Source organism: Oceanospirillum linum, assembly GCF_001995095.2.
Lineage (GTDB): Bacteria > Pseudomonadota > Gammaproteobacteria > Pseudomonadales > Halomonadaceae > Oceanospirillum > Oceanospirillum linum.
The window spans coordinates 492,017-512,922 of record NZ_MTSD02000002.1 but is presented as its reverse complement, the minus strand read 5'-3'; the positions used below and the strand labels follow the sequence as shown (position 1 = coordinate 512,922).

General features: G+C 49.5%; 18 protein-coding genes and 2 pseudogenes. 12 read left to right on the top strand and 8 right to left on the bottom strand.

What is annotated here, in order from left to right; all coding sequences use genetic code 11:
* Positions 1 to 145: 145 nt before the first annotated feature.
* The 4 genes from hflD to BTA35_RS07425 all read right to left on the bottom strand — a co-directional run bounded on the left by hflD (position 146) and on the right by BTA35_RS07425 (position 3,393).
* Positions 146 to 772 (bottom strand): high frequency lysogenization protein HflD, encoded by a 627-nt coding sequence (gene hflD, locus BTA35_RS07440; protein WP_078319176.1) that lies wholly within the window; start codon positions 770 to 772, stop codon positions 146 to 148.
* A 56-nt stretch (positions 773 to 828) separates the two neighbouring features.
* On the bottom strand, positions 829 to 1,986 hold the full coding sequence (gene mnmA / locus BTA35_RS07435) for a tRNA 2-thiouridine(34) synthase MnmA (protein ID WP_078319175.1): 1,158 nt from the start codon (positions 1,984 to 1,986) through the stop codon (positions 829 to 831).
* A gap of 175 nt (positions 1,987 to 2,161) precedes the next feature.
* Positions 2,162 to 2,647: an NUDIX hydrolase gene (locus BTA35_RS07430; protein ID WP_078319174.1), complete on the bottom strand. Its 486-nt coding sequence runs from the start codon at positions 2,645 to 2,647 to the stop codon at positions 2,162 to 2,164.
* A 50-nt stretch (positions 2,648 to 2,697) separates the two neighbouring features.
* On the bottom strand, positions 2,698 to 3,393 hold the full coding sequence (locus tag BTA35_RS07425) for a pseudouridine synthase (protein ID WP_078319173.1): 696 nt from the start codon (positions 3,391 to 3,393) through the stop codon (positions 2,698 to 2,700).
* A gap of 489 nt (positions 3,394 to 3,882) precedes the next feature.
* On the opposite strand from BTA35_RS07425, the gene clpS reads away from it, so the two are divergent.
* Together clpS and clpA are read left to right on the top strand one after the other, a co-directional pair.
* Positions 3,883 to 4,245: an ATP-dependent Clp protease adapter ClpS gene (clpS, locus tag BTA35_RS07420; protein ID WP_078319172.1), complete on the top strand. Its 363-nt coding sequence runs from the start codon at positions 3,883 to 3,885 to the stop codon at positions 4,243 to 4,245.
* Positions 4,246 to 4,323: 78 nt separating this feature from the next.
* The gene (gene clpA / locus BTA35_RS07415) at positions 4,324 to 6,600 is read left to right on the top strand and encodes an ATP-dependent Clp protease ATP-binding subunit ClpA (protein WP_078319171.1); all 2,277 of its coding nucleotides are present in this window, start codon (positions 4,324 to 4,326) and stop codon (positions 6,598 to 6,600) included.
* Between the two features lie 189 nt (positions 6,601 to 6,789).
* Here clpA and infA read toward each other — a convergent pair whose 3' ends face one another.
* From infA to aat, 3 genes are all read right to left on the bottom strand, one after another.
* Entirely contained in the window at positions 6,790 to 7,008 is a 219-nt protein-coding gene (gene infA / locus BTA35_RS07410; protein ID WP_078319170.1) for a translation initiation factor IF-1, read from the bottom strand.
* Positions 7,009 to 7,327: 319 nt separating this feature from the next.
* Positions 7,328 to 8,110 (bottom strand): arginyltransferase, encoded by a 783-nt coding sequence (locus BTA35_RS07405; protein ID WP_078319169.1) that lies wholly within the window; start codon positions 8,108 to 8,110, stop codon positions 7,328 to 7,330.
* Positions 8,107 to 8,826 (bottom strand): leucyl/phenylalanyl-tRNA--protein transferase, encoded by a 720-nt coding sequence (aat, locus tag BTA35_RS07400; RefSeq protein ID WP_103989712.1) that lies wholly within the window; start codon positions 8,824 to 8,826, stop codon positions 8,107 to 8,109. The genes BTA35_RS07405 and aat overlap by 4 nt, the downstream gene beginning before the upstream one ends.
* Positions 8,827 to 8,991: 165 nt before the next feature.
* Between aat and BTA35_RS18920 the strand changes: the two are divergent.
* From BTA35_RS18920 to serS, 7 genes and pseudogenes are all read left to right on the top strand, one after another.
* A pseudogene (locus BTA35_RS18920) lies at positions 8,992 to 9,588 on the top strand (DNA translocase FtsK 4TM domain-containing protein); the annotation flags it as partial.
* 945 nt (positions 9,589 to 10,533) lie between these two features.
* Positions 10,534 to 11,970, top strand: a pseudogene (locus BTA35_RS18915) (DNA translocase FtsK); the annotation flags it as partial.
* A 41-nt stretch (positions 11,971 to 12,011) separates the two neighbouring features.
* Complete coding sequence (lolA, locus tag BTA35_RS07390; RefSeq protein ID WP_078319167.1) at positions 12,012 to 12,656, top strand: outer membrane lipoprotein periplasmic chaperone LolA; 645 nt, start codon at positions 12,012 to 12,014, stop codon at positions 12,654 to 12,656.
* 9 nt (positions 12,657 to 12,665) lie between these two features.
* Positions 12,666 to 14,003, top strand: coding sequence for a replication-associated recombination protein A (locus tag BTA35_RS07385; protein WP_078319166.1), 1,338 nt, complete (start codon positions 12,666 to 12,668; stop codon positions 14,001 to 14,003).
* 276 nt (positions 14,004 to 14,279) lie between these two features.
* Positions 14,280 to 14,834 (top strand): hemerythrin domain-containing protein, encoded by a 555-nt coding sequence (locus BTA35_RS07380; RefSeq protein WP_078319165.1) that lies wholly within the window; start codon positions 14,280 to 14,282, stop codon positions 14,832 to 14,834.
* A 245-nt stretch (positions 14,835 to 15,079) separates the two neighbouring features.
* Positions 15,080 to 15,457, top strand: coding sequence for a fluoride efflux transporter CrcB (gene crcB, locus BTA35_RS07375; RefSeq protein WP_078319164.1), 378 nt, complete (start codon positions 15,080 to 15,082; stop codon positions 15,455 to 15,457).
* A 34-nt stretch (positions 15,458 to 15,491) separates the two neighbouring features.
* Positions 15,492 to 16,766: a serine--tRNA ligase gene (gene serS / locus BTA35_RS07370; protein ID WP_078319163.1), complete on the top strand. Its 1,275-nt coding sequence runs from the start codon at positions 15,492 to 15,494 to the stop codon at positions 16,764 to 16,766.
* A gap of 62 nt (positions 16,767 to 16,828) precedes the next feature.
* Here the strand turns inward: serS and BTA35_RS07365 are convergent, their stop codons facing one another.
* The gene (locus tag BTA35_RS07365; RefSeq protein WP_078319162.1) at positions 16,829 to 17,776 is read right to left on the bottom strand and encodes a LysR family transcriptional regulator; all 948 of its coding nucleotides are present in this window, start codon (positions 17,774 to 17,776) and stop codon (positions 16,829 to 16,831) included.
* Positions 17,777 to 17,890: 114 nt separating this feature from the next.
* On the opposite strand from BTA35_RS07365, the gene BTA35_RS07360 reads away from it, so the two are divergent.
* The 3 genes from BTA35_RS07360 to BTA35_RS07350 all read left to right on the top strand — a co-directional run bounded on the left by BTA35_RS07360 (position 17,891) and on the right by BTA35_RS07350 (position 20,725).
* Positions 17,891 to 18,658 carry a class II aldolase/adducin family protein gene (locus tag BTA35_RS07360; protein WP_078319161.1) on the top strand — a complete coding sequence of 256 codons (768 nt, stop codon included), beginning with the start codon at positions 17,891 to 17,893 and terminating at the stop codon, positions 18,656 to 18,658.
* 14 nt (positions 18,659 to 18,672) lie between these two features.
* Positions 18,673 to 19,632: a ketopantoate reductase family protein gene (locus BTA35_RS07355; protein WP_078319160.1), complete on the top strand. Its 960-nt coding sequence runs from the start codon at positions 18,673 to 18,675 to the stop codon at positions 19,630 to 19,632.
* An 85-nt stretch (positions 19,633 to 19,717) separates the two neighbouring features.
* On the top strand, positions 19,718 to 20,725 hold the full coding sequence (locus BTA35_RS07350) for a TRAP transporter substrate-binding protein (RefSeq protein WP_078319159.1): 1,008 nt from the start codon (positions 19,718 to 19,720) through the stop codon (positions 20,723 to 20,725).
* Positions 20,726 to 20,906: the final 181 nt, after the last annotated feature.

The following is a 20,906-nucleotide window of genomic DNA, read 5'->3' as shown; positions in this document are numbered from 1 at the left end:
TGGCTTCCAATGCTGTAGAGAGTCTTTACCAGCCCCAGAAACGAGTAACCCCTCACAGGGCGCTGATCTTACGGGTAGCGGGAGGGGTGTTGTTGCGGTAATCATAGCTTCAAACTAAAAAAAGTCAATGATGGCCGTCTTGGTTTTATGGCTGGGACAGGTCATCCAGGGCACGAAGTATCTTCTTGCGCCCCAAAAGCAGCCTCCAACGACGACCACCTAACTGATGCCAAAGAATGGCCGAGCGAATACCGGCAAAGAGCAGGGCTCGTACTTTTTCGGCGTTGTTGGCCTGGCGCAGAATATTGGGTTCGCCCTGCACCTGAATCCGGAAAGAAAAGGTGCTGATGGTGTCCTGGTAGAGACTGGCAATATTGGCGATCACATTTTCGTGGGTGTTCGAGAAGTGATGGCTCTGCATTTTTACCTGTTCAAGACGCTGCCCGATGGCCTGAAGCATTTGATCATCTTTGCGCAGGCGTTTTTCCAGATAGAGAATGGACATTGCATAACGTAAGACATGGGCTGAGGTATCTGCGTCTTTGTTAATAAAGCCACGCAGCGTTTTAACCCCTAACGCCAGGCCCTGAGGTGACCCACCGTAGACTGCCAGGGTGTTTACCGGGTCTGTTTCCAGAATGCTGCTGATGCTGGTTTCAAAGCTATCCTGTGCCACCATGCCTTTATTGGCCAGTTGGTGCACTAGGGCTGCGGCCTGAAATACACCTGCAAGAGCCAAAGCCTGTTCCTGATCTTGTCGGTTTGAACTCATAATTGTCCCTGTATTCCTGTCGTCAGATGGTTCGGGTGTTACGTCGGGGGGTTAGTTCAGTCGTTATCGCGCCAGGTTTTCTCAATGACGGCACCACCCAGGCAGATGTCATCAAGATAGAAGACCACGGATTGACCCGGTGTAACCGCGCGTTGCGGCTCATCGAAGATCACTTCGAACTCATTGTTGCCTAAAGGTTTTACGGTGCAGGCCTGATCGTCCTGGCGGTAGCGGGTTTTGGCCCGACATTTAAATTCGCCATCAACCGGTGGCTGGTGTGCAACCCAGTCAACGTTTTCTGTTTTAAGGCCGCGGCTGAACAGCAAAGGATGGTCTGTGCCCTGAACCGCGATCAGAATATTGTTATCCAGATCTTTCTCGGCCACAAACCAAGGATCTTCTGAATACTCTTTCAGACCGCCAATGCCCAGTCCCTGACGCTGTCCGATGGTGTAGTACATCAGGCCGCTGTGTTTGCCGATCACATCACCATCCGGAGTAGTGATGGTTCCGGGTTGTGCCGGCAGATATTGCTGAAGAAAGTCTTTAAAGCGCCGTTCTCCGATAAAACAGATACCGGTGCTGTCTTTCTTGCGGGCGGTGATCAGATCGTGTTCTTCCGCAATGCGACGGACTTCCGGTTTTTCGATCTCTCCTACCGGGAACAGGGTTTTACCGATCTCGTTGTGGCCAACAGCATGCAGGAAGTAGCTCTGGTCTTTGTTGTTATCCAGACCTTTGAGCAAGGTTGCTTTACCACCCTGAATTCCGCGGCGTACGTAGTGTCCAGTGGCGATCAGGTCAGCGCCGAGAGCTTCTGCATACTCCAGAAAGGCTTTGAATTTGATCTCTTTGTTACACAGAATGTCCGGGTTTGGTGTGCGTCCGGCTTTATATTCTGCCAGAAAATGCTCAAATACGTTGTCCCAGTATTCTGCGGCAAAATTGGCTTTATGCAGTTTGATACCGATGCGGTCGCACACGGCCTGGGCATCTGCCAGATCCTCTTTCGCGGTGCAGTATTCGGTGCCGTCGTCTTCATCCCAGTTTTTCATAAACAGGCCTTCGACCTGATACCCCTGTTGCATCAGAAGCACAGCTGATACGGATGAATCAACACCCCCTGACATGCCGACAATAACTTTGGTCTGACTGTTGTCGGTTGTGCTGTTAGGTGTTGGCTGAGTTTCTGAAGCGTTTTGACTGTTTGGCATGATGTTTCGCTAATCGGTTTACAGTATTTAGGTGATCTGGTGTATCGTGAAATTAAGCCAAATCCCCTGAAGCAGGTCCGCTGGGATTATAACGGATGTTGTCAGCCCATGCAGTTAAAGTGATGGGCTTTGGGTTATCTTTCTTTACCGGTGCATTAAGCGCCTGGGCTTAGGTTTAGCCTGGGTGATCAAGATCGGTAATCAGCTCAAGGGGGTAGCGCTTACCTTTGCGGTAGTCTTTAAAGCAGATCATCACGGCTTGGCTACGCATTTTTTCCTGCTGTTGCAGGAGTTCTTCCCAGCTAAGCCAGTGGGCTTGTTCAATGCCCTTATCCAGTAGCGCTTCAGGGTGATGCTTGGTTGGTTCAGCGATAAAGCAGTGCCGGTGATAGGTCAGGCGTTCGGATGCTTTATTGATGTAAAGCCCCATATAACCAGTGATTCTGACCTCCCAGCGGGTCTCTTCCAATGTTTCCCGGATGGCGGCGTTGATCAGGCTTTCATCTTTTTCGACATGGCCTGCCGGTTGATTCAGTACCCGGCGACCCTGGCTCCACTCTTCCACCAGCAGATAGCGGTCTTCGCCGCTCTCAATGTCCTTCTTCACCACCACAGTGGCAACGGTACAGTTGGGTTTCCAGACATCATCACGTGACAGCATGGTAATCCTTAAAGTTCTCTCTGCGGTAATCAGCAGTTAATGAAACGGGTTCAGCGCTTAGGTTTGCCGGTATGACGTTTATTGCCTGCACTGTTATGGGATTTAGAGTGGGGGCGATTGCTGTTTTTTCCACTGTTGCTGCGTGTATTTCTTGCTCGGGAGCCATTTTTTGATGCACCTGACGTTGGTTTTGTCACGACAGGCAGGTTAACGTCGATCTCTTTGTGCTCGCCGATTTTCAGATTGTCCAACTTCCAGCTGCCGATGCAGGTGCGAATCAGCCTTAATGTTGGAAAGCCTACCGCAGCACTCATACGGCGTACCTGTCGGTTGCGGCCTTCACTGATGATCAGCTCTACCCAGGAGGTTGGTATATTCTTCCGCTCCCGTACCGGTGGGTTTCGGGGTGGGAATTCGGGATTGTCAATTTTTCGGGCCTTGGCGGGGCGGGTCTGGCCGTCTTTTAAGCTTACTCCTCTGCGAAGTTGTTGCAGTGCTTCTTCGGTAATATCGCCTTCCACCTGAATGATGTAGGTTTTAGGTAATTTCATATCCGGTGATGCAATTCGGTGCTGTAGCTTGCCGTCGTTGGTCAGAAGCAACAGACCCTCGGAGTCGTAGTCCAGTCTGCCTGCCGGATATATACCGGGCTCGGTAATGAAATCTGCCAAGGTATTACGCCCTTCAGAGTCTGTGAATTGCGACAGTACCTGAAAGGGCTTGTTAAACAGAATAAGTCGGCTCATGGCGGAGTGATCCTTTTGGTGTTTGGCAGAGTAAAAGACCAATACGAGTGTTGTATCAGATGGTTTTGGGGCGGGCTGATTAAAAGTCCGGCATGATATACCAGAGATACCCTGTGGTAACAGGTCGTATAGGGGGTTTTATGTTCATCGTAATAGGTAAAGCCTTGATAAAATAAGGCGTTAACTCGCTTTTGTGCATTGTGTTTCCGAATTTTTTAATTATTCTTAGTTTATAAGTAGGTTATTAACCCCATATCTGTATCAGGTGAGTGATTTAAGTATTTTCAGTTCGGGCTGATAAATGTTTGCCCTAAAACTGAACTCCTTAAACCTCAATGGACTCTGAGACATAATGTTAATGGCCCTGAAAGCTGTGACATTTGTCTCTTTGATCGATTTATAAACTTGAGTTTGACCTAATCTGTGCTTATTTTTTAGCTAAAGCATGTTTTAAACAAAACTCAAAAATAGAGGATTAGCGGTACCGCCATGGCAAACCCTTATTTCACCATCGTTAATCAGGATGACTCTTCAGATCCTTATCAGGACGACGGTGACAGCGGAGTGGCCGTCGCTCCGTCAAAACCAGAGCTTCAGCGTCCCCCAATGTATAAAGTTGTGATGTTGAATGATGACTACACACCGATGGAGTTTGTTGTTGAAGTGCTCTCCGTGTTTTTTAACATGGATGAGGAGAAGGCCACGCAAGTCATGCTGGCAGTACACACCCAAGGCAAGGGTGTGTGCGGAATATTTACCAGGGATATTGCTGAAACCAAGTGTGCCCAGGTAAATCAGTGCTCAAGAGAACATGAACACCCACTGATGTGTGATATTGAGCAGGCTGATTGAAGCTGTAAGGGCTGATACCGGAATCGATCCCGGAACAAAAAGGGCCGATATAAAAAAGCGGCAAGAGAGGGTAGTCCCATGTTAAGCAAAGACCTCGAATCAACGTTAAATGCTGCATTCACCGTAGCCCGTAGCAGGCGCCATGAGTTTATGACAGTTGAACACCTGTTACTGGCGCTATTGGACAATGAATCTGCCGCACGTGTACTCCACGCCTGCGGAGCCAATATGAATAAACTACGTATCGAGTTGCAGGATTTTATTAACTCGACAACGCCTTTGATTCCGGATGATCAGCTGGAGCGTGAGACTCAGCCGACACTGGGTTTTCAGCGAGTGCTTCAGCGCGCTGTTTTCCATGTTCAGTCTTCCGGTAAAAGTGAGGTAACCGGTGCTAATGTGCTGGTGGCGATTTTTAGTGAGCAGGAAAGTCAGGCTGTTTACTTCCTGCGCCAGCAGAATGTTGCCCGGGTAGATGCTGTTAACTATATCTCCCATGGTATCTCCAAGGTTGCCGGCCATGAGGCGCCGGTAGAGCATGAGCAGCATGAAGAAACGGAAGATGGTACTCAGGAGGGGGCTGCCAATAATCCACTGACTGGTTACTCCACGAACCTGAACGAACAGGCACGTCTTGGTCGTATCGATCCTCTGGTAGGCCGTGATCATGAAGTGGAGCGGGTGATTCAGATTCTGGCCCGTCGTCGCAAGAATAACCCTCTGTTGGTAGGCGAGGCAGGTGTTGGTAAAACGGCTATTGCTGAAGGTTTGGCTAAGCGCATCATTGATGGTGAGGTGCCGGACGTTATTGGCGATAGCATCGTCTATTCACTGGATATGGGTGCGCTTCTGGCGGGTACCAAGTATCGGGGTGACTTCGAAAAGCGCCTGAAAGCTCTGCTTGGGGAGTTGAAAAAGCAACCCCATGCTATTCTGTTTATTGATGAAATTCATACGATTATCGGTGCTGGCGCGGCATCCGGTGGTGTGATGGATGCTTCCAATCTTTTGAAACCTTTGCTCAGTTCCGGCGAGATCCGTTGTATCGGTTCGACCACTTTCCAGGAGTTCCGCGGCATTTTTGAGAAAGACCGTGCCCTGGCTCGTCGCTTCCAGAAGGTAGATGTGATGGAGCCGAGCGTAGATGACACCATTGAGATTCTCAAAGGTTTGCGCAGCCGCTTTGAGAAGCACCATGAGCTGAAATATACCAATGAGGCTCTGGAAGCTGCAGCGACCTTAGCGGATCGCTATATTAATGACCGTCATATGCCGGATAAAGCGATTGATGTGGTGGACGAGGCAGGTGCCTATCAGCGCTTGCTAAAAGAAGAGGATCGCGTTGATACGATAGGTGTCGAGCAGGTCGAGGCTGTTGTAGCCAAGATCGCCCGTATACCACCGAAAAGCGTAACAACATCCGATAAGAAAGTGCTCAAGGATCTTGAGAAAAACCTGCAGATGCTGGTGTTTGGTCAGGATGATGCGATCACGTCGATGTCTAATGCGATAAAACTGTCCCGGGCGGGTCTGAAAGCACCTGAGAAGCCGATCGGTTCCTTCCTGTTTGCCGGGCCGACCGGTGTTGGTAAAACAGAAGTCAGCAAGCAGCTTGCTCATATTATGGGTATTGAGCTGATTCGCTTTGATATGTCTGAGTATATGGAGCGTCATACTGTTTCACGATTGATCGGCGCACCTCCGGGTTATGTCGGTTACGACCAGGGTGGCCTGTTAACGGAAGCTGTTACCAAGAACCCGCATTGTGTCTTGTTGCTTGATGAAATTGAGAAAGCGCATCCGGAAGTTTTCAACCTGCTGTTGCAGGTGATGGATCACGGTACGCTGACGGACAATAATGGTCGCAAAGCAGATTTTCGTAACGTGGTACTGATTATGACCACAAATGCTGGTGCTGAGGCGATCAGTCGTCGTTCCATAGGCTTTTCTCATCAGGATCACAGTACGGATGGTATGGAGGTGATCCGCAAGACCTTTACGCCGGAGTTCCGTAATCGTCTGGATGGCATTATTCAGTTCTCTGCACTGAACTTTGAGATGATCCGTAATGTGGTTGATAAGTTCCTGGTGGAGTTGCAGGCGCAGCTGGATGAGAAAAAGGTACAGTTGGTACTGGATGATGATGCTAAGAACTGGTTAGCGGAGAATGGTTATGATCCTGAGATGGGGGCCAGACCGATGGCTCGCCTGATTCAGGAGAAAATCAAGAAGCCACTGGCGGAGATAATCCTTTTTGGCGATCTTGCTGAGACAGGTGGCGGTGAGGTGCATGTTTCGTTGGATGATAATGGCGAAATAGTACTTGAGGCTGAAAAAGCTGGCGAGGTTGCCTGAGTTTTAGGTAACTTTGTGCTGCCATAATAAGACCCTGCTTCGGCAGGGTTTTTTATTTCTGCCGGGTTCGCAGGGTTATCCGTTTGATAGTAGCCAAACAAAAAAGCCCGATACCTATTCTGGTTATTCAGAATAGGTATCGGGCTTTTCAGAAACTATATCGCTACCTCCTGACGGGAGGCTCCGTGATTAACGGGCGCGGTATACGATACGGCCTTTGGACAGGTCGTATGGCGTCAGTTCCACTTTTACTTTGTCGCCAGTCAGAATGCGGATGTAGTTTTTACGCATCTTTCCAGAGATATGAGCAGTAACGATATGGCCGTTTTCCAGCTCAACGCGGAACATTGTGTTGGGCAGCGTGTCGACCACGGTGCCTTCCATTTCAATAGAATCTTCTTTTGCCATGCAGGAATTACCTCGGGTTCTTCTGCGGTCTATAAACTGCACTCCAGTTGACCAGATTGGTCTCTCAGGCGGAGTACAGGTACGAATCATTTGGTGCTACACGCTGCCTGAGAGGTGAGAGCATACACGCTTCAGGACTCAGGTTCTGTGTTTATGGGCTTGGTGTAAAATCAGATGACGCCACACACAAAATAAGCGCGCGTATTTTGCCTTATTTTCCTCTGCTAATCAAAAATTCCCGAAAAAAAGCCTGAAATCTTTCTGTTTGGTGCATTGGGGCGGGTCAATCCTTGAGTCTTTGGCGCAAAATATAAGCGTTTTATGCGGGTTTGTCTGTGTCGGATTGCTTAGCTGCCGTCTTTGCTGAGGGTGGTGATAGTTCCAGAGGGTGCCAGTGATTGTCCCGGAGTTGCTCCAGTGGTTGGTAGTCCGTTTTATAATTCATTTTCTGACAGTTTTCGATCCAGTAACCCAGATAAACATAGGGCAGGTGGTGGTATCGGGCATGCAGGATCAGCCAGAGAACCACGTAGACGCCAAGGGAGCGTTGGGGCTGTTCTGGGTCGAAAAACGTATAGATAGCGGATATGCCGTGGCTCAGGGTATCCATGGCAGATACTGCCACAAGCTTATTGTCTCTGTCCCGAAACTCCACTAAATGGGAGAAATGCTTATCCAACGTCAGAAAGGATTTATATTGCTCCTCCGAGGGAGGGAACATACCCCCATCAGCATGACGTTCATTTATGTAGTGCTCATACAGATCGTAGTGCTCCTGAACATAAGCTGCAGGCATGATGGTGGCGGTCAGGTCTTTGTTCCGGTTCAGCGTCTTGCGATGTTTGCGCTTCAGCAGAAACTCTTCCGTTGGTACGCGGACTGAGATGCAGGCATTGCAGCCTTTGCAGTTAGGGCGATATAGGTGTTTGCCGCTGCGCCGAAAGCCAACCAGGGTCAATAAGTCGTACACCTGCTGGTTAACAGGCTGCTCCGGGTCGAGAAGCAGGGTTGTTGCTGTATGATTCGCCAGATAGCTACAGTCGTGGGGGACTGTCATGTAAAAGCGCAGCTGAGGTTCAATAAAAGGTGCGTCGCTACTCAAAGCACAGTTTCCTTAATGCGTTGTTCCAGTGACCAGTGTCCCACCGGCATAGCGGCGGTTGCGTATTGTTTAAGATAGTCAAGAAAGCACGTTCTATCGATCTCTTCGGCGCCGAAGCTTGCCAGGTGATCAGAATAAACCTGGCAATCAATCAGCTCAAACTGCCAGGCCTTGAGTTGCTGTACCAGATGAACAAAGGCGACTTTGGATGCATCAGTGGTGCGGGCGAACATCGATTCGCCGCAAAAAATCCGACCGATAGCAACGCCATAGAGTCCGCCAACTAATTTACCCTCCTGCCAGGCCTCGACTGAATGAGCATGACCCATCTGGTGGAGTTCCTGGTAAGCACTGCGCATCTCATCTGTGATCCAGGTTTCATCTGTGTAGTTGCGTGCTGCTGCACAGCCGTCCAGCACCTCTGCGAATGCCCTGTCGAAGGTGATCTCAAATGGCTGTTTGCGCAGTGTTTTTTTCAGGCTGCGGCGTATTTTAAAATGTTCCGGAAAAATCACCATTCGAGGGTCAGGTGACCACCACAGAATGGGTTCCCCCGGATTAAACCAGGGGAAAATACCCTGCTGGTAGGATGTTAATAGCCACTGAGCGTTCAGTTGGCCGCCGAAGGCAAGAAGCCCCTGTGGGTCTGCTAAAGCTTCGGTTACCGGTGGGAAATATGGTGGTTGTTCAGGATTCAGCCAGGGCAGCTCTATCATAAAAAAAACAGCTCATTTATCGATTCTGAAAGTGATCTCGTATTTTACATGTCTTTTGTTCAGAAAGGAGGTATCAGAAAGTTGCTCAGGAAATCGACCGCCTTCGTTTTGCTTATCTCTTTGCTCAGGTATTATAAGGGCACAATCCAATAGGGTAATAGTTTCATGACAACAGACCAACAGTCTGAACCGAATCAGTCGCTTGATAACGATGTACAGCCTGAGTTTGGACAGGATCTTGCTGACCGGATTCGCAGAGGCGCCCGCGAAGGGGTTGTTATTCTGATTCTGGCGCTCTGCAGTTTCCTGCTTTTGGCGTTGATCAGCTTTAATGCGGATGATGGCGGCTGGTCACGGAGCCAGAGTGCAGGGGTTACAGGTAATCTGATGGGACGTTTTGGGGCCTACACATCAGACCTGTTATTGAGCTTGACAGGTTATTCAGCGTATCTGTTTCCCCTAGCTATGGTTTATTATGCCGCCCACCGTATTTATCTTGGCCGACAACAATTGGATGGCGTAGCCTTGGGGTTGCGGCTGTTAGGCTTTGTCGTTTGGATTTGTGCCAATGCGACCCTTGCCAGTCTGCATTTTTACCATGCAGAGAGTGCACTGCCCAGCGGGCCGGGCGGCATTATCGGTGAAGCATTTACCAGTTTGTTTCTGGCGAGCCTCGGGCTGATGGGGGCGACGCTTCTGATGCTGGCACTCTGGATGGTTGGCTTCTCTCTGCTTACAGGCTGGTCATGGTTGCTGATAATGGATGCCGTAGGTTTTTACGCCGAATCCGGTGCTCAGCGGGTATATACCTGGCTAAAGCAGGAAGCGAAGGACTCCAGTGCAGGGTTGCCTGAGCAGTTTTCAGCACCTTCAGGTGATCAGCTTTATAGTGACCGTTACCAGGGGCAGGCCCGGACACGGTCTCCATCAGATACGCCCCCATCAGGCACTGCGTTAGAAAGCGATGCTTTTTTTGCCCCGGTCCGGGACGCCTATTCCGGAGGGCAACCTCAGCAAGAGCCCTCGGCACCAGGGGTATTTGAGCAGAACGTAGCTGTTGGACAGAAAGAACCTGAGTTTCAGAATGCATATTATGAGAGTCCACCGGAGTCAGTTTCGGAGTATGATGACGGGCGTTCAAAACTTTCTGCCTGGCGTAAACGCTTGCTGCAGAGCCTTCCTGCTTTGCCTCCTCTGTTTCGTACGAATGATGGTCAGGTGGATCGCCGAAGCCCGATACAGGAACGGGTTGAGCCGGGCTTGTCTTTTGACCACCCTCTGATTGCAGATGACTCGCTGAATGCCTCTGAACCAACGCTGAATATGTCATCCTCGTTACAACAGGCCTTCAGCCATTCGCCAGAGCCGGCTCCAGCTCCAGAAACATCGTTCTCCGCTGAACCGGATGCAGCTGTGGCAGCCAATGGCACCCACTCTGCCGGGGAAGCCGAAGAGATTCCGTTATCCGCTACAGAGCAGGGAGAGGAGAAGCAGCCGCTTCCGCCAGTGACCAACCATGGCGTGGTTCAGGATGACGAGCCATCAATGGATGAGCGCCTGGCCGCCGTAACGCAAACCACTGAAGATGGTGAGATCTGGAGCGTTGCTCGCTTTCAGAAGCCGGATACGACGCCTGTCGGTGAAATTACGGGTAATAAGCCCAGTATTGAACTGCTGACCCAGGGTGATAGTGTTAGTAAGCCAAGCTATACACCGGAGCAGTTGCAGACTATGTCTGAGCTGCTTGAAGTACGACTGAAAGAGTTCAATGTGGTCGCTCAGGTGGTGGATGTACATCCCGGGCCTGTGATCACCCGTTTTGAGATCCAGCCGGCCGCTGGGGTCAAGGCCAGTAAAATTACCAATCTGGCCACGGACCTTGCCCGGGCGCTGGCGGTGACCAGTGTACGGGTGGTGGAGGTGATCGCGGGTAAGTCCTCCGTGGGGATTGAGATTCCGAATCAGAATCGGGCGATGATACGCCTGCATAAGGTGCTGAATCATGTCTCCTACTCCAGATCTGATTCGCCGTTGACGTTGGCCCTGGGGGACGATATTGCCGGGCAGCCGGTTGTTGCTAACCTTGCTAAAATGCCGCACTTACTGGTGGCAGGCACCACAGGTTCCGGTAAATCTGTGGGTGTGAACGCTATGCTGCTGAGTATGCTGTTTAAGGCGACACCGGAAGAGCTTCGCCTGATCATGGTTGATCCCAAGATGCTGGAGTTGTCGGTCTACGACGGTATTCCGCATCTGTTGACTCCGGTGGTAACGGATATGAAGGATGCGGCTAATGCTCTTCGCTGGTGTGTTGCCGAGATGGAGCGCCGTTATAAACTAATGGCCGCCATGGGTGTGCGTAATATTGCAGGCTTTAACAGCAAGCTGGATGAAGCGGCGGCTCAGGGTGCCCGGGTTGCTGACCCAACGGCTAAACCAGAACAGGGAGAGGCGCCTCCAACGCTGGAGAAGCTGCCTTTTATTGTGGTCGTGATTGATGAATTTGCCGACATGATGATGATCGTTGGCAAAAAAGTGGAAGAGTTAATCGCCCGCCTTGCGCAAAAAGCCCGTGCGGCGGGTATTCACCTGATTCTGGCGACTCAGCGTCCATCGGTGGATGTGATTACCGGTCTGATTAAGGCGAATATTCCAACCCGTATTGCATTTCAGGTTTCCTCTAAAATTGATTCCAGAACCATTCTGGATCAGGGCGGAGCAGAGCAGCTGCTGGGGCATGGTGATATGCTTTATCTACCACCGGGCACCGCAATGCCAGTCCGTGTGCATGGTGCCTTTGTTGATGATGACGAGGTGCACCGGGTCGTAGAGAACTGGAAGCGCCGGGGAGCGCCGGACTATGTCGACAGTATTTTGAACGGATGGGAGGAGAACGGTGTCCCATCTGAAGGTGGCGGTGCAGATTCCGGTGATGAAGACCGGGATGCACTTTACGATGAGGTGGTGGAGTTTATCACCGAGACCCGCCGGGTTTCTGCATCAGGAATACAACGGCGTTTTAAAATCGGTTATAACCGTGCTGCTCGAATGGTGGAGTCACTGGAGGCCGCGGGCGTGGTTTCCGGTATGGGGAGCAACGGTCAGCGCGAAGTGCTGGCACCACCCAGTCAACCGCAGGAGTAACTTTGCCCGATTAGGGTTGAGTGCTTAATTTAAGGAATTCTATGCAACGCTTTATTACTTTGTTTCTGGTTTTGGCCAGTGTGTGTGTCTTTCAGGTGTCACGTGTTCAGGCTGCCGCTTCTGAAGTCTCAGCCACCGAGCAGCTGAGTCAGTTATTGACTCAAATGCAGAGCCTGGATGCGGACTTTCAGCAACGTATTCTTGATGCTAAAGGCAGCCGTTTACAGGAAGTATCCGGCCATTTGAGCCTTGCCCGGCCAGGTAAGTTTTATTGGTCCACGGAGACGCCTTTCCCTCAAACTGTAGTTTCCGATGGTGAAACCCTATGGTTATATGACCCGGATCTTGAGCAGGTCACGGTGCAACAGGTTACTCAGGCTCAGAACCAGACTCCGGCCATGTTACTCAGCGGGGATATCACCTCGATCGAAGAGCGTTTTTCGATCAGGCTGACCCGCGATTCAGCTCAGTTTAAAGAGTTTCTTCTTATTCCTACGGGTCAGGAGTCCTTGTTTGAAGAGTTACGGCTGAGCTTTTCTCAGGGACAACTGGCGTCCTTACTGCTTGCTGACAGCCTGGGGCAGCGCACTTCTATTGAGCTGTTTGCCACCCGTTTTAACCCTGAGCTTCCTGATGATCGTTTCACCTTTGCGATACCGGACGGTATCGATGTCATTATGCATTAAGCCGATCTGATGGATCTTTTTGCAGAGCAGCCAAAATGGCAGCCTTTAGCGGCGCGCATGCGGCCCAAGACACTGGATGAATACTCTGGCCAGCAGCACCTGCTGGCGCTGGATAAGCCGTTGCGGCAGGCTATTGAGCGGGATCAGCTGCACTCAATGATTTTCTGGGGGCCGCCCGGGGTAGGTAAAACGACACTGGCACGCCTTATAGCTGAGCTGACTAAGGCGCGCTTTGAAAGCATTTCTGCTGTTCTGTCCGGGGTGAAAGAGATTCGGGCCGCTGTGGAGCGTGCGCAACAAACCCGTGCCCATGGCGGTAAAACCCTACTGTTTGTTGACGAAGTGCATCGCTTTAATAAATCCCAGCAAGACGCTTTCCTGCCTTTTGTTGAGGATGGCACCTTTATCTTTGTGGGTGCCACCACAGAGAACCCTTCTTTCGAACTGAATAATGCACTGCTCTCCCGTGCCCGGGTTTATGTGCTGCGCAGTCTTGAGTCTGAAGATTTGATGCAGGTTTTGCATCATGCGATAACAGATGTTGAGCGTGGTCTTGGCAAGCAAAAACTTCAGGTTGATGATCTGCATCTTGAACTATTAGCCAAGGCTGCAGATGGCGACGCTCGCCGGGCTTTGAATCTGTTGGAGGTGGCTTCTGATTTAGCGGAAGACACCCCTGATGGTCGCCGGATTGATGGCCAGGTGATGTCTGAAGTCCTGGCGGAAAGCACCCGTCGTATGGATAAAGGCGGCGATCTGTTTTACGAGCAGATCTCAGCGCTGCATAAGTCCGTTCGTGGTTCTGCGCCGGATGCTGCTCTGTACTGGTTTTGCCGTATGCTTGACGGCGGCTGTGATCCGCTCTATATCGCCCGGCGTGTGGTGCGCATGGCCAGCGAAGAGATCGGGAATGCTGATCCCCGTGCCCTTCAACTATGCCTTAACGCCTGGGATGTGCAGGAACGTCTTGGTAGTCCGGAAGGTGAGCTGGCGGTAGCGCAGGCGATTCTCTATCTGGCATCAGCGCCAAAAAGTAATGCTGCCTATAAAGCCTATAATAAAGCTCGGGCCCATGTGGTCGAGACCGGCCATTATGATGTGCCGGTACATCTGAGAAATGCTCCGACCAAGCTGATGAAAGAGATGGGCTTTGGTCAGGAGTATCGTTACGCCCACGATGAGCCGGATGCTTATGCGGCGGGTGAAAACTACTTCCCGGAAGAGCTCGCGGAAACGCGTTACTACTACCCTGAAAATCGTGGTTTGGAGCAGAAAATTGCTCAGAAAATGCAGTGGTTGGCGCAGAAAGATGCAGAGAGTGAGCTGAAGCGTTATCCCGGTAAGTAATGAAGCCTTTTTTCTCTCTTTGTTACTTTTCTCAGCTCAGCCCGAGTTACAGTAAGTCTGATATGCGACAAATAGCGCTGTTTTTTTATTCGGTGTTTTTGATACAGGTCATGCGCAGTTTTCCTGAGGCTGACTATATTCGATGGGACGTTTTGGAAAAGAGTTGCCGCCAAGCCTGATGGCCAATAAGAGAAAATGAATAAGGTGGTGAGGGCGACAAGCAAGCTAAGCCGCTTGGGCGGTGTATTTACCTATCAAAAATAGAGGAGGTGTGAGATGAGTACGATCATGTCACAACTGCATCTGGATCACCTGAGTCTCAGTCGACTATTAGATGTTCTAAAAGATAAGCTGGTAAGTCTCAAAGCGGGAGAGAATCCTGATTATCAGCTGATTCTCGACGTTATCACCTACATTGTTGATTACGCCGATGCCCACCACCACCCTCTTGAAGATCAGATCTATGATTACGCCATTCAGCAGTATCCATCCAGTAAGCAGGCGCTTGCTGAGGTAGCGGCGGAGCATAAGCAGATCCGTGATGATACCCGTGAGTTTCAGCAACTTATTGAAAGTATCCTGATGGATTCAGTTGTCTCAATGGATATCTTTAATCGGCGCCTGGAAGATTTCATCTGCCGCCAGTATGACCATCTCAATCATGAAGAGGGTAAGATCTTCCCTATGCTGGAAAAACTGCTGCAAGGTAAAGACTGGCTCAATCTGCAGGTCAAACTGCAAACCCGTGAGGATCCGCTTTTTGGTGACAACGTTGCAGAGGAGTATAAGCGGTTGTACAAATCGCTGATTCAGGAAAATGCGGTTGCCTGATCCACTGAGTTCTCAAAGGCAACGATAAATGCCTAAACCTGTGAGTTGTTACAAGCTGCCCGCCCTATTTGGCGGGCTTTTTCGTCTCAAGAGACACCCGCATCAATTTATCCGTGATTATTCACTGGCTAGGGCTTTGGAAATGCTGCTCTTTTCTCTACAATGATGCCCCTTGGATTTCAGTGATGTGACTGCCAGAGCTCTGTCTTTAATTCAGAGCCTCAGGAACCGGAAGAGGATAACCCATGAATCAGATGTTAGCCGTAGCTATTGGCGGGGCTTTCGGGGCGATGGGCCGTTATTGGGTTGTTGGGGCTGTCACGCAATGGTTTGGCAGAAGTTTCCCCTACGGAACGCTAACCGTTAATGTTGTCGGGTCTGTGCTGATCGGCTTTTTGTACACGGTTCTTGTCCAGCAACTCAGGCTGGAGCCTCATGGCCAGGCGATTCTGATGGCGGGTTTCACCGGTGCATTTACCACCTTTTCCACTTTCGCACTGGAATCACTGAATCTTTTTCAAAGCGGACGGGTATCTGCAGCAATTCTGTACATCATTTTGAGTGTCGTTTGCTGTTTGGCTGCGGTAGCTGTTGGCATGTGGTTGGGCAAGCAGCTTGCCTGACCGGGAATATGACTGAAACTAATGGGTAATCATAATGCTTGATCCAAAGCTGATCCGTACGGATCTGGAAACTGTTGCGGAAAAACTGAAAATTCGCGGTTTTGAACTGGATGCTGCTCGCCTGCAAGAGCTGGAGTCCCAACGTAAAGGTCTGCAGACCGAAACCGAGCAGTTACAGAACGAGCGCAATACCCGGTCAAAAGCGATTGGTAAAGCCAAAGCCTCCGGTGAAGATATCGCACCATTACTGGCTGAAGTCAGTGACCTCGGGGATCGGCTGGATGCCGGCAAACAGAAGCTGGCGGATCTGCAGGAAGAGCTGAATGATCTGTTGCTGACTTTACCGAATATTCCCCATGAATCGGTACCGGCGGGCAACAGTGAAGACGATAATGTTGAGGTACGTCGTTGGGGTACGCCGAAAGAATTGGCTTTTGAAGCGAAAGATCACGTTGATCTGGGGTCTCCCAATGGGCTGCTGGATTTTGAAACTGGCGTTAAGATCACAGGTTCCCGTTTTACCGCCATGCGTGGACCGTTGGCCCGGATGCACCGTGCCCTGACCCAGTTTATGCTGAATACACATACTGGTGAGCATGGTTACACTGAAGTTTATGTACCTTACATGGTGAATAAAGACTCACTTCGTGGTACCGGTCAGCTGCCTAAATTTGAAGAAGATCTTTTCAAATTACAGGGTGAAAGTGAGTATTACCTGATCCCGACTGCGGAAGTACCGGTCACCAACATGGTGCGGGATGAGATTCTGGCAGCAAAAGAGCTACCATTGAAGATGACGGCTCACACGCCTTGTTTCCGTAGTGAAGCGGGCTCCTATGGTCGGGATACACGGGGCATGATTCGTCAGCACCAGTTTGAAAAGGTGGAAATGGTTCAGCTGGTTGAGCCTTCAAAGTCTTACGAAGCGCTGGAAGAGCTGACAGGTCACGCTGAGAAAATCCTGCAGGCACTAAATCTGCCATACCGCGTAGTGACGCTATGTGGCGGTGACCTGGGCTTCTCCGCTGCAAAAACCTATGACATCGAAGTTTGGCTGCCGGGTCAGCAGAAGTACCGGGAGATCTCTTCCTGCTCTAACTTTGAAGACTTCCAGGCACGCCGTCTGCAGGCCCGTTTCCGTAACCCGGAAACCAACAAACCTGAACTGCTGCACACCCTGAACGGCTCAGGACTGGCCGTTGGTCGTACTCTGGTCGCTGTAATGGAAAACTATCAGGATGCCGAAGGTCGTATTCACGTGCCTGAAGTTCTGCAGCCTTATATGGGTGGTGTTACCGTTATTGGTTAATCTGCTGCTTATATATCTGCTATAAGAAACGGCCTGTGCTGAAAAGCACAGGCTTTTTTTTGTTATCCTCTAAGTGTTCCTTGCCACAAGCCTTCTTGGTGAACTTTGTTAATCACAGTTAATAACTGCCTTCTGACTGCTGTCATAAGGTTTGTTTTAGGGCGATCCGCATGGGTTGCAAGCATGACATCGCGTTGGAGCTTTGGCTCAATAATTTCAACATCATCAATCAGGCCTATTTTTTTGATATGAAAATAAGCGGATGAAGGCGCAAGTAGCAGACCATGCCCGTCGGTGACATATTGCAGAGTGGTCATCAGCTGCCCGTAAGGTGGGCGGTGTTTAAGGGTTATCCCCGTTTTCTGCTCATATTGGCGCAGCATATAACCTAAAGAGTCACGCTGATCGGTGACAAACACTTCATGTTCTGCAAGTTCCTGAAAAGTGATAAATGGACGACCCAGCAAAGCCTGAAATGTCTTGTTCTGTGTTGCCCTGCCAATGGCGATAAATATTTTCTCGCAAAAGATCTTTTCCTGTTGGATACCGGTCATATCAGAGCTGTCAGGAGACGTTAAAATCATATCAACATCGCCTGCTTTTAGCAGTTCGACCAGCCGGTAAGACAGGCCTGCAGAAAGATCCAGCTCAACGTTTGGGTAGAGCTTTTCAATGGACGTTAACAGTGGGACCGCAAGAATATTACCAATGGGTTGTGTCATACCGATGGCAAGGCGGCCAGCAGGCTCTGCTTCAGATTGCTGAATATCGAGTTTGGCCTGCTCCATTTGACGGACAATAGACTCTGCGTGTCTGCGAAACCGTTCACCGTTTTCAGTTAAACACACACCTCTAAAATCTCGGATAAAGAGTTGAGACCCCAGTTGGTGCTCTAAATTTGCGATCTGCTGGCTAATACTGGGCTGTGCCACATTCAATGCCCGTGAGGCGGCAGCAATGCTGCGCAGTTCAGCTGTCTTGAGGAAATAGATCAGTTGTTTTTTATTCATCGAGTGATGGTATAGGAAAAATATAGAACCTATCAATATTCTTAGTATTATTTGTCGAGCTAAAAAATAGTTAACATGTTATTGATTCAAGAATAAATAAAAGAGGATCTAAGCATGTCTCACAACCGTTATTACGAGCGCCCATCACGTTACAGCGAAGAGGAATGGAATGCCCGGGTTAAGCTTGCGGGTATGTATCGCATTTTTGCCTACTTAGGCTGGGATGAGTCTATCTATAATCACATCTCCTTGCGTGTTCCCGGCGAAGATGACCACTTTTTAATTAATCCCTTTGGTTTACATTACACTGAAGTTTGCGCTTCAAACCTCGTCAAAGTAGATATTAACGGTAAAATTATTGGCCACTCAGATTGGCCGATCAACCCTGCGGGCTTTACCTTTCATGGTGCCATTCATCAGCATGTGGCCGATGGTCACTGTGTTATGCATGTGCATACAACACCTACGCTGTCGGTATGCTGCTTAGAGGAAGGTTTATCCTATAGCAATTTTTACTCTGCCCAGCTGTACGGTAAAGTGGCTTATCACGACTTTGAAGGCATCACGGTACACATGGATGAAGGCAAACGGATTCTTGATAGTGCCGGTGGCAAGCCTGTCTTACTGCTTAAAAATCATGGTCCTGTAGTCATTGGTGCTACGCTGGCTCAAGCATTTTCTTTGATGTGGTTAGTCAATCGCGCCTGCGAGGTACAGGTTTCTTCTATGGCAATGGGGCCTGTCATTGAGATTCCAGCGCCTGTACTTGAGAAGTGTGTGGCAGACTCACTGAACTTTGACCCTAAGTATGGTGCCGGTGAAGATGCTTTCGCGGCGCTATTCAGGTTGGTTGAGAAACAAGACCCTTCTTTTAAATACTAAATCTGGTTACGGCAATGAAAATATGTGTTTATGGCGCAGGTGCCATTGGCGGGCTTCTTGCCGCTAAGCTCAGTGCCTCTGGGCAAACCGTTACAGTGATTGCCCGGGGCCACACGCTGTCTGAGCTTAAGCGTAATGGCATAGGCTTAAAATCAGGTACAGATTGTCAGTTTTATCCTGTGCAAGTAGCAGATAATGCTGGTGAGGTGGGGGTGCAGGATTTAATTATTATTTCTGTGAAACAGCCTGATTTGAATGTCATATTGCATCAAATTGCGCCCATGTTAGGCCCACAGACCAAAGTACTGCTGGCGATGAATGGCGTCCCTTGGTGGTTCTTGGATGGGCTGGTGGAGGATAGCAGATTAAAAACCTTAGACCCGGATAACCGTTTATCAGACCTGCTGCCGACTCAACACATATTAGGCTGCGTTGTTCATCTGGCCTGCACTAACCCCTCTCCTGGGGTCTGTGAGCTTAAAGGTGGCAATCATCTGATTATCGGCCAGCCCGATGGGCAACTGAGTCCCGCTCAGCATGCGGTCGCTAAGCATTTATCAAATGCAGGCTTCGAGGTTACTCAAACAGAAAACATTCGTGCTGATATTTGGTACAAGCTTTGGGGTAATATGACGATGAACCCTGTCTCTGCTTTAACCCGAACCACAACAGATAAAATTCTGGATGACAGCTTAGTCAATGCATTTTGCTGCCAGGTGATGAATGAAGCGGCACAAATCGGCAATAAAGTGGGTTGTGCGCTTGATCAGACGCCGGAGCAGCGTAATAAAACAACACGCGAACTGGGGCCTATCAGAACATCTATGCTGCAGGATGCCGAGAAAGGCAAGCCGCTGGAATATGAAGCTTTAGTTGGTGCTGTTTATGAAATGGCGGAAAAACTGGGTGTTGAAGCACCTAATCTTTCCGTTTTATACGGGCTTATTCGCCTTTATGCGGGTAACAATGCGTGAAAAGCTGTTTTGAATAACAATAAAACAAAAATACCTAGGCCATAGCCCTACGGTTATAGCGCTTAGTCTTATTCGGAGAAATAAAATGATAAAAATAACAAAGAAACTCATTTTTCTGGTATTGGCGACCTGCCTGTCGGTTAACGCCTTTGCTCAGACCTTAAAGGTGGCAACCTGGCTGCCACCATCCAGCCCTCAGAACGATATTGTTTGGCCCACTTGGGCTAAATGGGTGGAAGAAGCAACAGAAGGTCGTGTGAAAGTTGATCTTGAGTATGGCCTTGGTCATCCAAAGTCATTTTTTAATTTGGTTGAAGACGGTGTTGCTGATGTTGCCTTCACCGTAGATGGCTATGTTCCAGGGCGCTTTGTGTTATCGCAGATGGCAGAAATACCGGGAGAAACTTACGAGCCGGAAATTGCATCGGTAGCTCTGTGGCGGGTTTATAAAAAACACTTTGAGGCGGCTAATGAGTTTGAGGGTTTAAAAGTGCTGGCAAAATTTGTCCATGGGCCAGGTCAGCTGCACACTAAATTTCCGGTTACGTCATTGGAGGCACTTAAAGGGAAAAAAATTCGAGTGGGTGGTGGCGTTGTTAATGACTTGGCTGAAAGACTTGAACTGACCACTATTGGCGCACCCGCACCCAAGGTCTATGAGATGATGCAACAGGGTGTTGTTGACGGCGTACTGTTTCCTGTGTCAGAGCAAAAATATTTGCGCCTAAATGAAGTTAGCAGTCATATAACCGTCTTCCCCGAAGGTATGTTTTCAACATCATTCACTATTTTTATGAACCCTGAGGTTTTTGAAGGGCTGAGTGATAAAGACCAAAAAGCGGTTATGAGCGTCTCCGGTGAAAAACTGTCTCGCCTGGCCGGAAAAGCATGGGGGGATGCCGATAAAGTTGGGTATGCACATGCTAAAGAAAAAGGCATTGTTATTACTCGACTTGATGCTAACGATCCAATGAATACCGGATTGAAGGCCGTTGCGAAAGGTATGGATGAAGAATGGATTCAGCGGGCAGCCAAAACTGGCGTGGATACACGGGCAGCGCTGGATATGTATCGGAATCTGGTTGCGAAATAATCGGTTTCTGATTCAAGCTATAATGAGTTGCTATCAGGCTGTGACAGTGGATAGCAACTCGTTACGCTGCAGTATAAGCTAAACGAAAGAACGCCTTCTTTTTCATCTTTCATCAGAGTTATTTTGTTATATCTGTACAGTATTCCCACTCTTTTCTTACCTGTTGTCATTAAAAGTCTTG

Bases quoted from the DNA above. Each gene is read 5' to 3' on its own strand.
- hflD (WP_078319176.1), bottom strand. From the start codon at position 772: ATGAGTTCAAACCGACAAGATCAGGAACAGGCTTTGGCTCTTGCAGGT.
- mnmA (WP_078319175.1), bottom strand. From the start codon at position 1,986: ATGCCAAACAGTCAAAACGCTTCAGAAACTCAGCCAACACCTAACAGC.
- BTA35_RS07430 (WP_078319174.1), bottom strand. From the start codon at position 2,647: ATGCTGTCACGTGATGATGTCTGGAAACCCAACTGTACCGTTGCCACT.
- BTA35_RS07425 (WP_078319173.1), bottom strand. From the start codon at position 3,393: ATGAGCCGACTTATTCTGTTTAACAAGCCCTTTCAGGTACTGTCGCAA.
- clpS (WP_078319172.1), top strand. From the start codon at position 3,883: ATGGCAAACCCTTATTTCACCATCGTTAATCAGGATGACTCTTCAGAT.
- clpA (WP_078319171.1), top strand. From the start codon at position 4,324: ATGTTAAGCAAAGACCTCGAATCAACGTTAAATGCTGCATTCACCGTA.
- infA (WP_078319170.1), bottom strand. From the start codon at position 7,008: ATGGCAAAAGAAGATTCTATTGAAATGGAAGGCACCGTGGTCGACACG.
- aat (WP_103989712.1), bottom strand. From the start codon at position 8,826: ATGATAGAGCTGCCCTGGCTGAATCCTGAACAACCACCATATTTCCCA.
- lolA (WP_078319167.1), top strand. From the start codon at position 12,012: ATGCAACGCTTTATTACTTTGTTTCTGGTTTTGGCCAGTGTGTGTGTC.
- BTA35_RS07385 (WP_078319166.1), top strand. From the start codon at position 12,666: ATGGATCTTTTTGCAGAGCAGCCAAAATGGCAGCCTTTAGCGGCGCGC.
- BTA35_RS07380 (WP_078319165.1), top strand. From the start codon at position 14,280: ATGAGTACGATCATGTCACAACTGCATCTGGATCACCTGAGTCTCAGT.
- crcB (WP_078319164.1), top strand. From the start codon at position 15,080: ATGAATCAGATGTTAGCCGTAGCTATTGGCGGGGCTTTCGGGGCGATG.
- serS (WP_078319163.1), top strand. From the start codon at position 15,492: ATGCTTGATCCAAAGCTGATCCGTACGGATCTGGAAACTGTTGCGGAA.
- BTA35_RS07365 (WP_078319162.1), bottom strand. From the start codon at position 17,776: ATGAATAAAAAACAACTGATCTATTTCCTCAAGACAGCTGAACTGCGC.
- BTA35_RS07360 (WP_078319161.1), top strand. From the start codon at position 17,891: ATGTCTCACAACCGTTATTACGAGCGCCCATCACGTTACAGCGAAGAG.
- BTA35_RS07355 (WP_078319160.1), top strand. From the start codon at position 18,673: ATGAAAATATGTGTTTATGGCGCAGGTGCCATTGGCGGGCTTCTTGCC.
- BTA35_RS07350 (WP_078319159.1), top strand. From the start codon at position 19,718: ATGATAAAAATAACAAAGAAACTCATTTTTCTGGTATTGGCGACCTGC.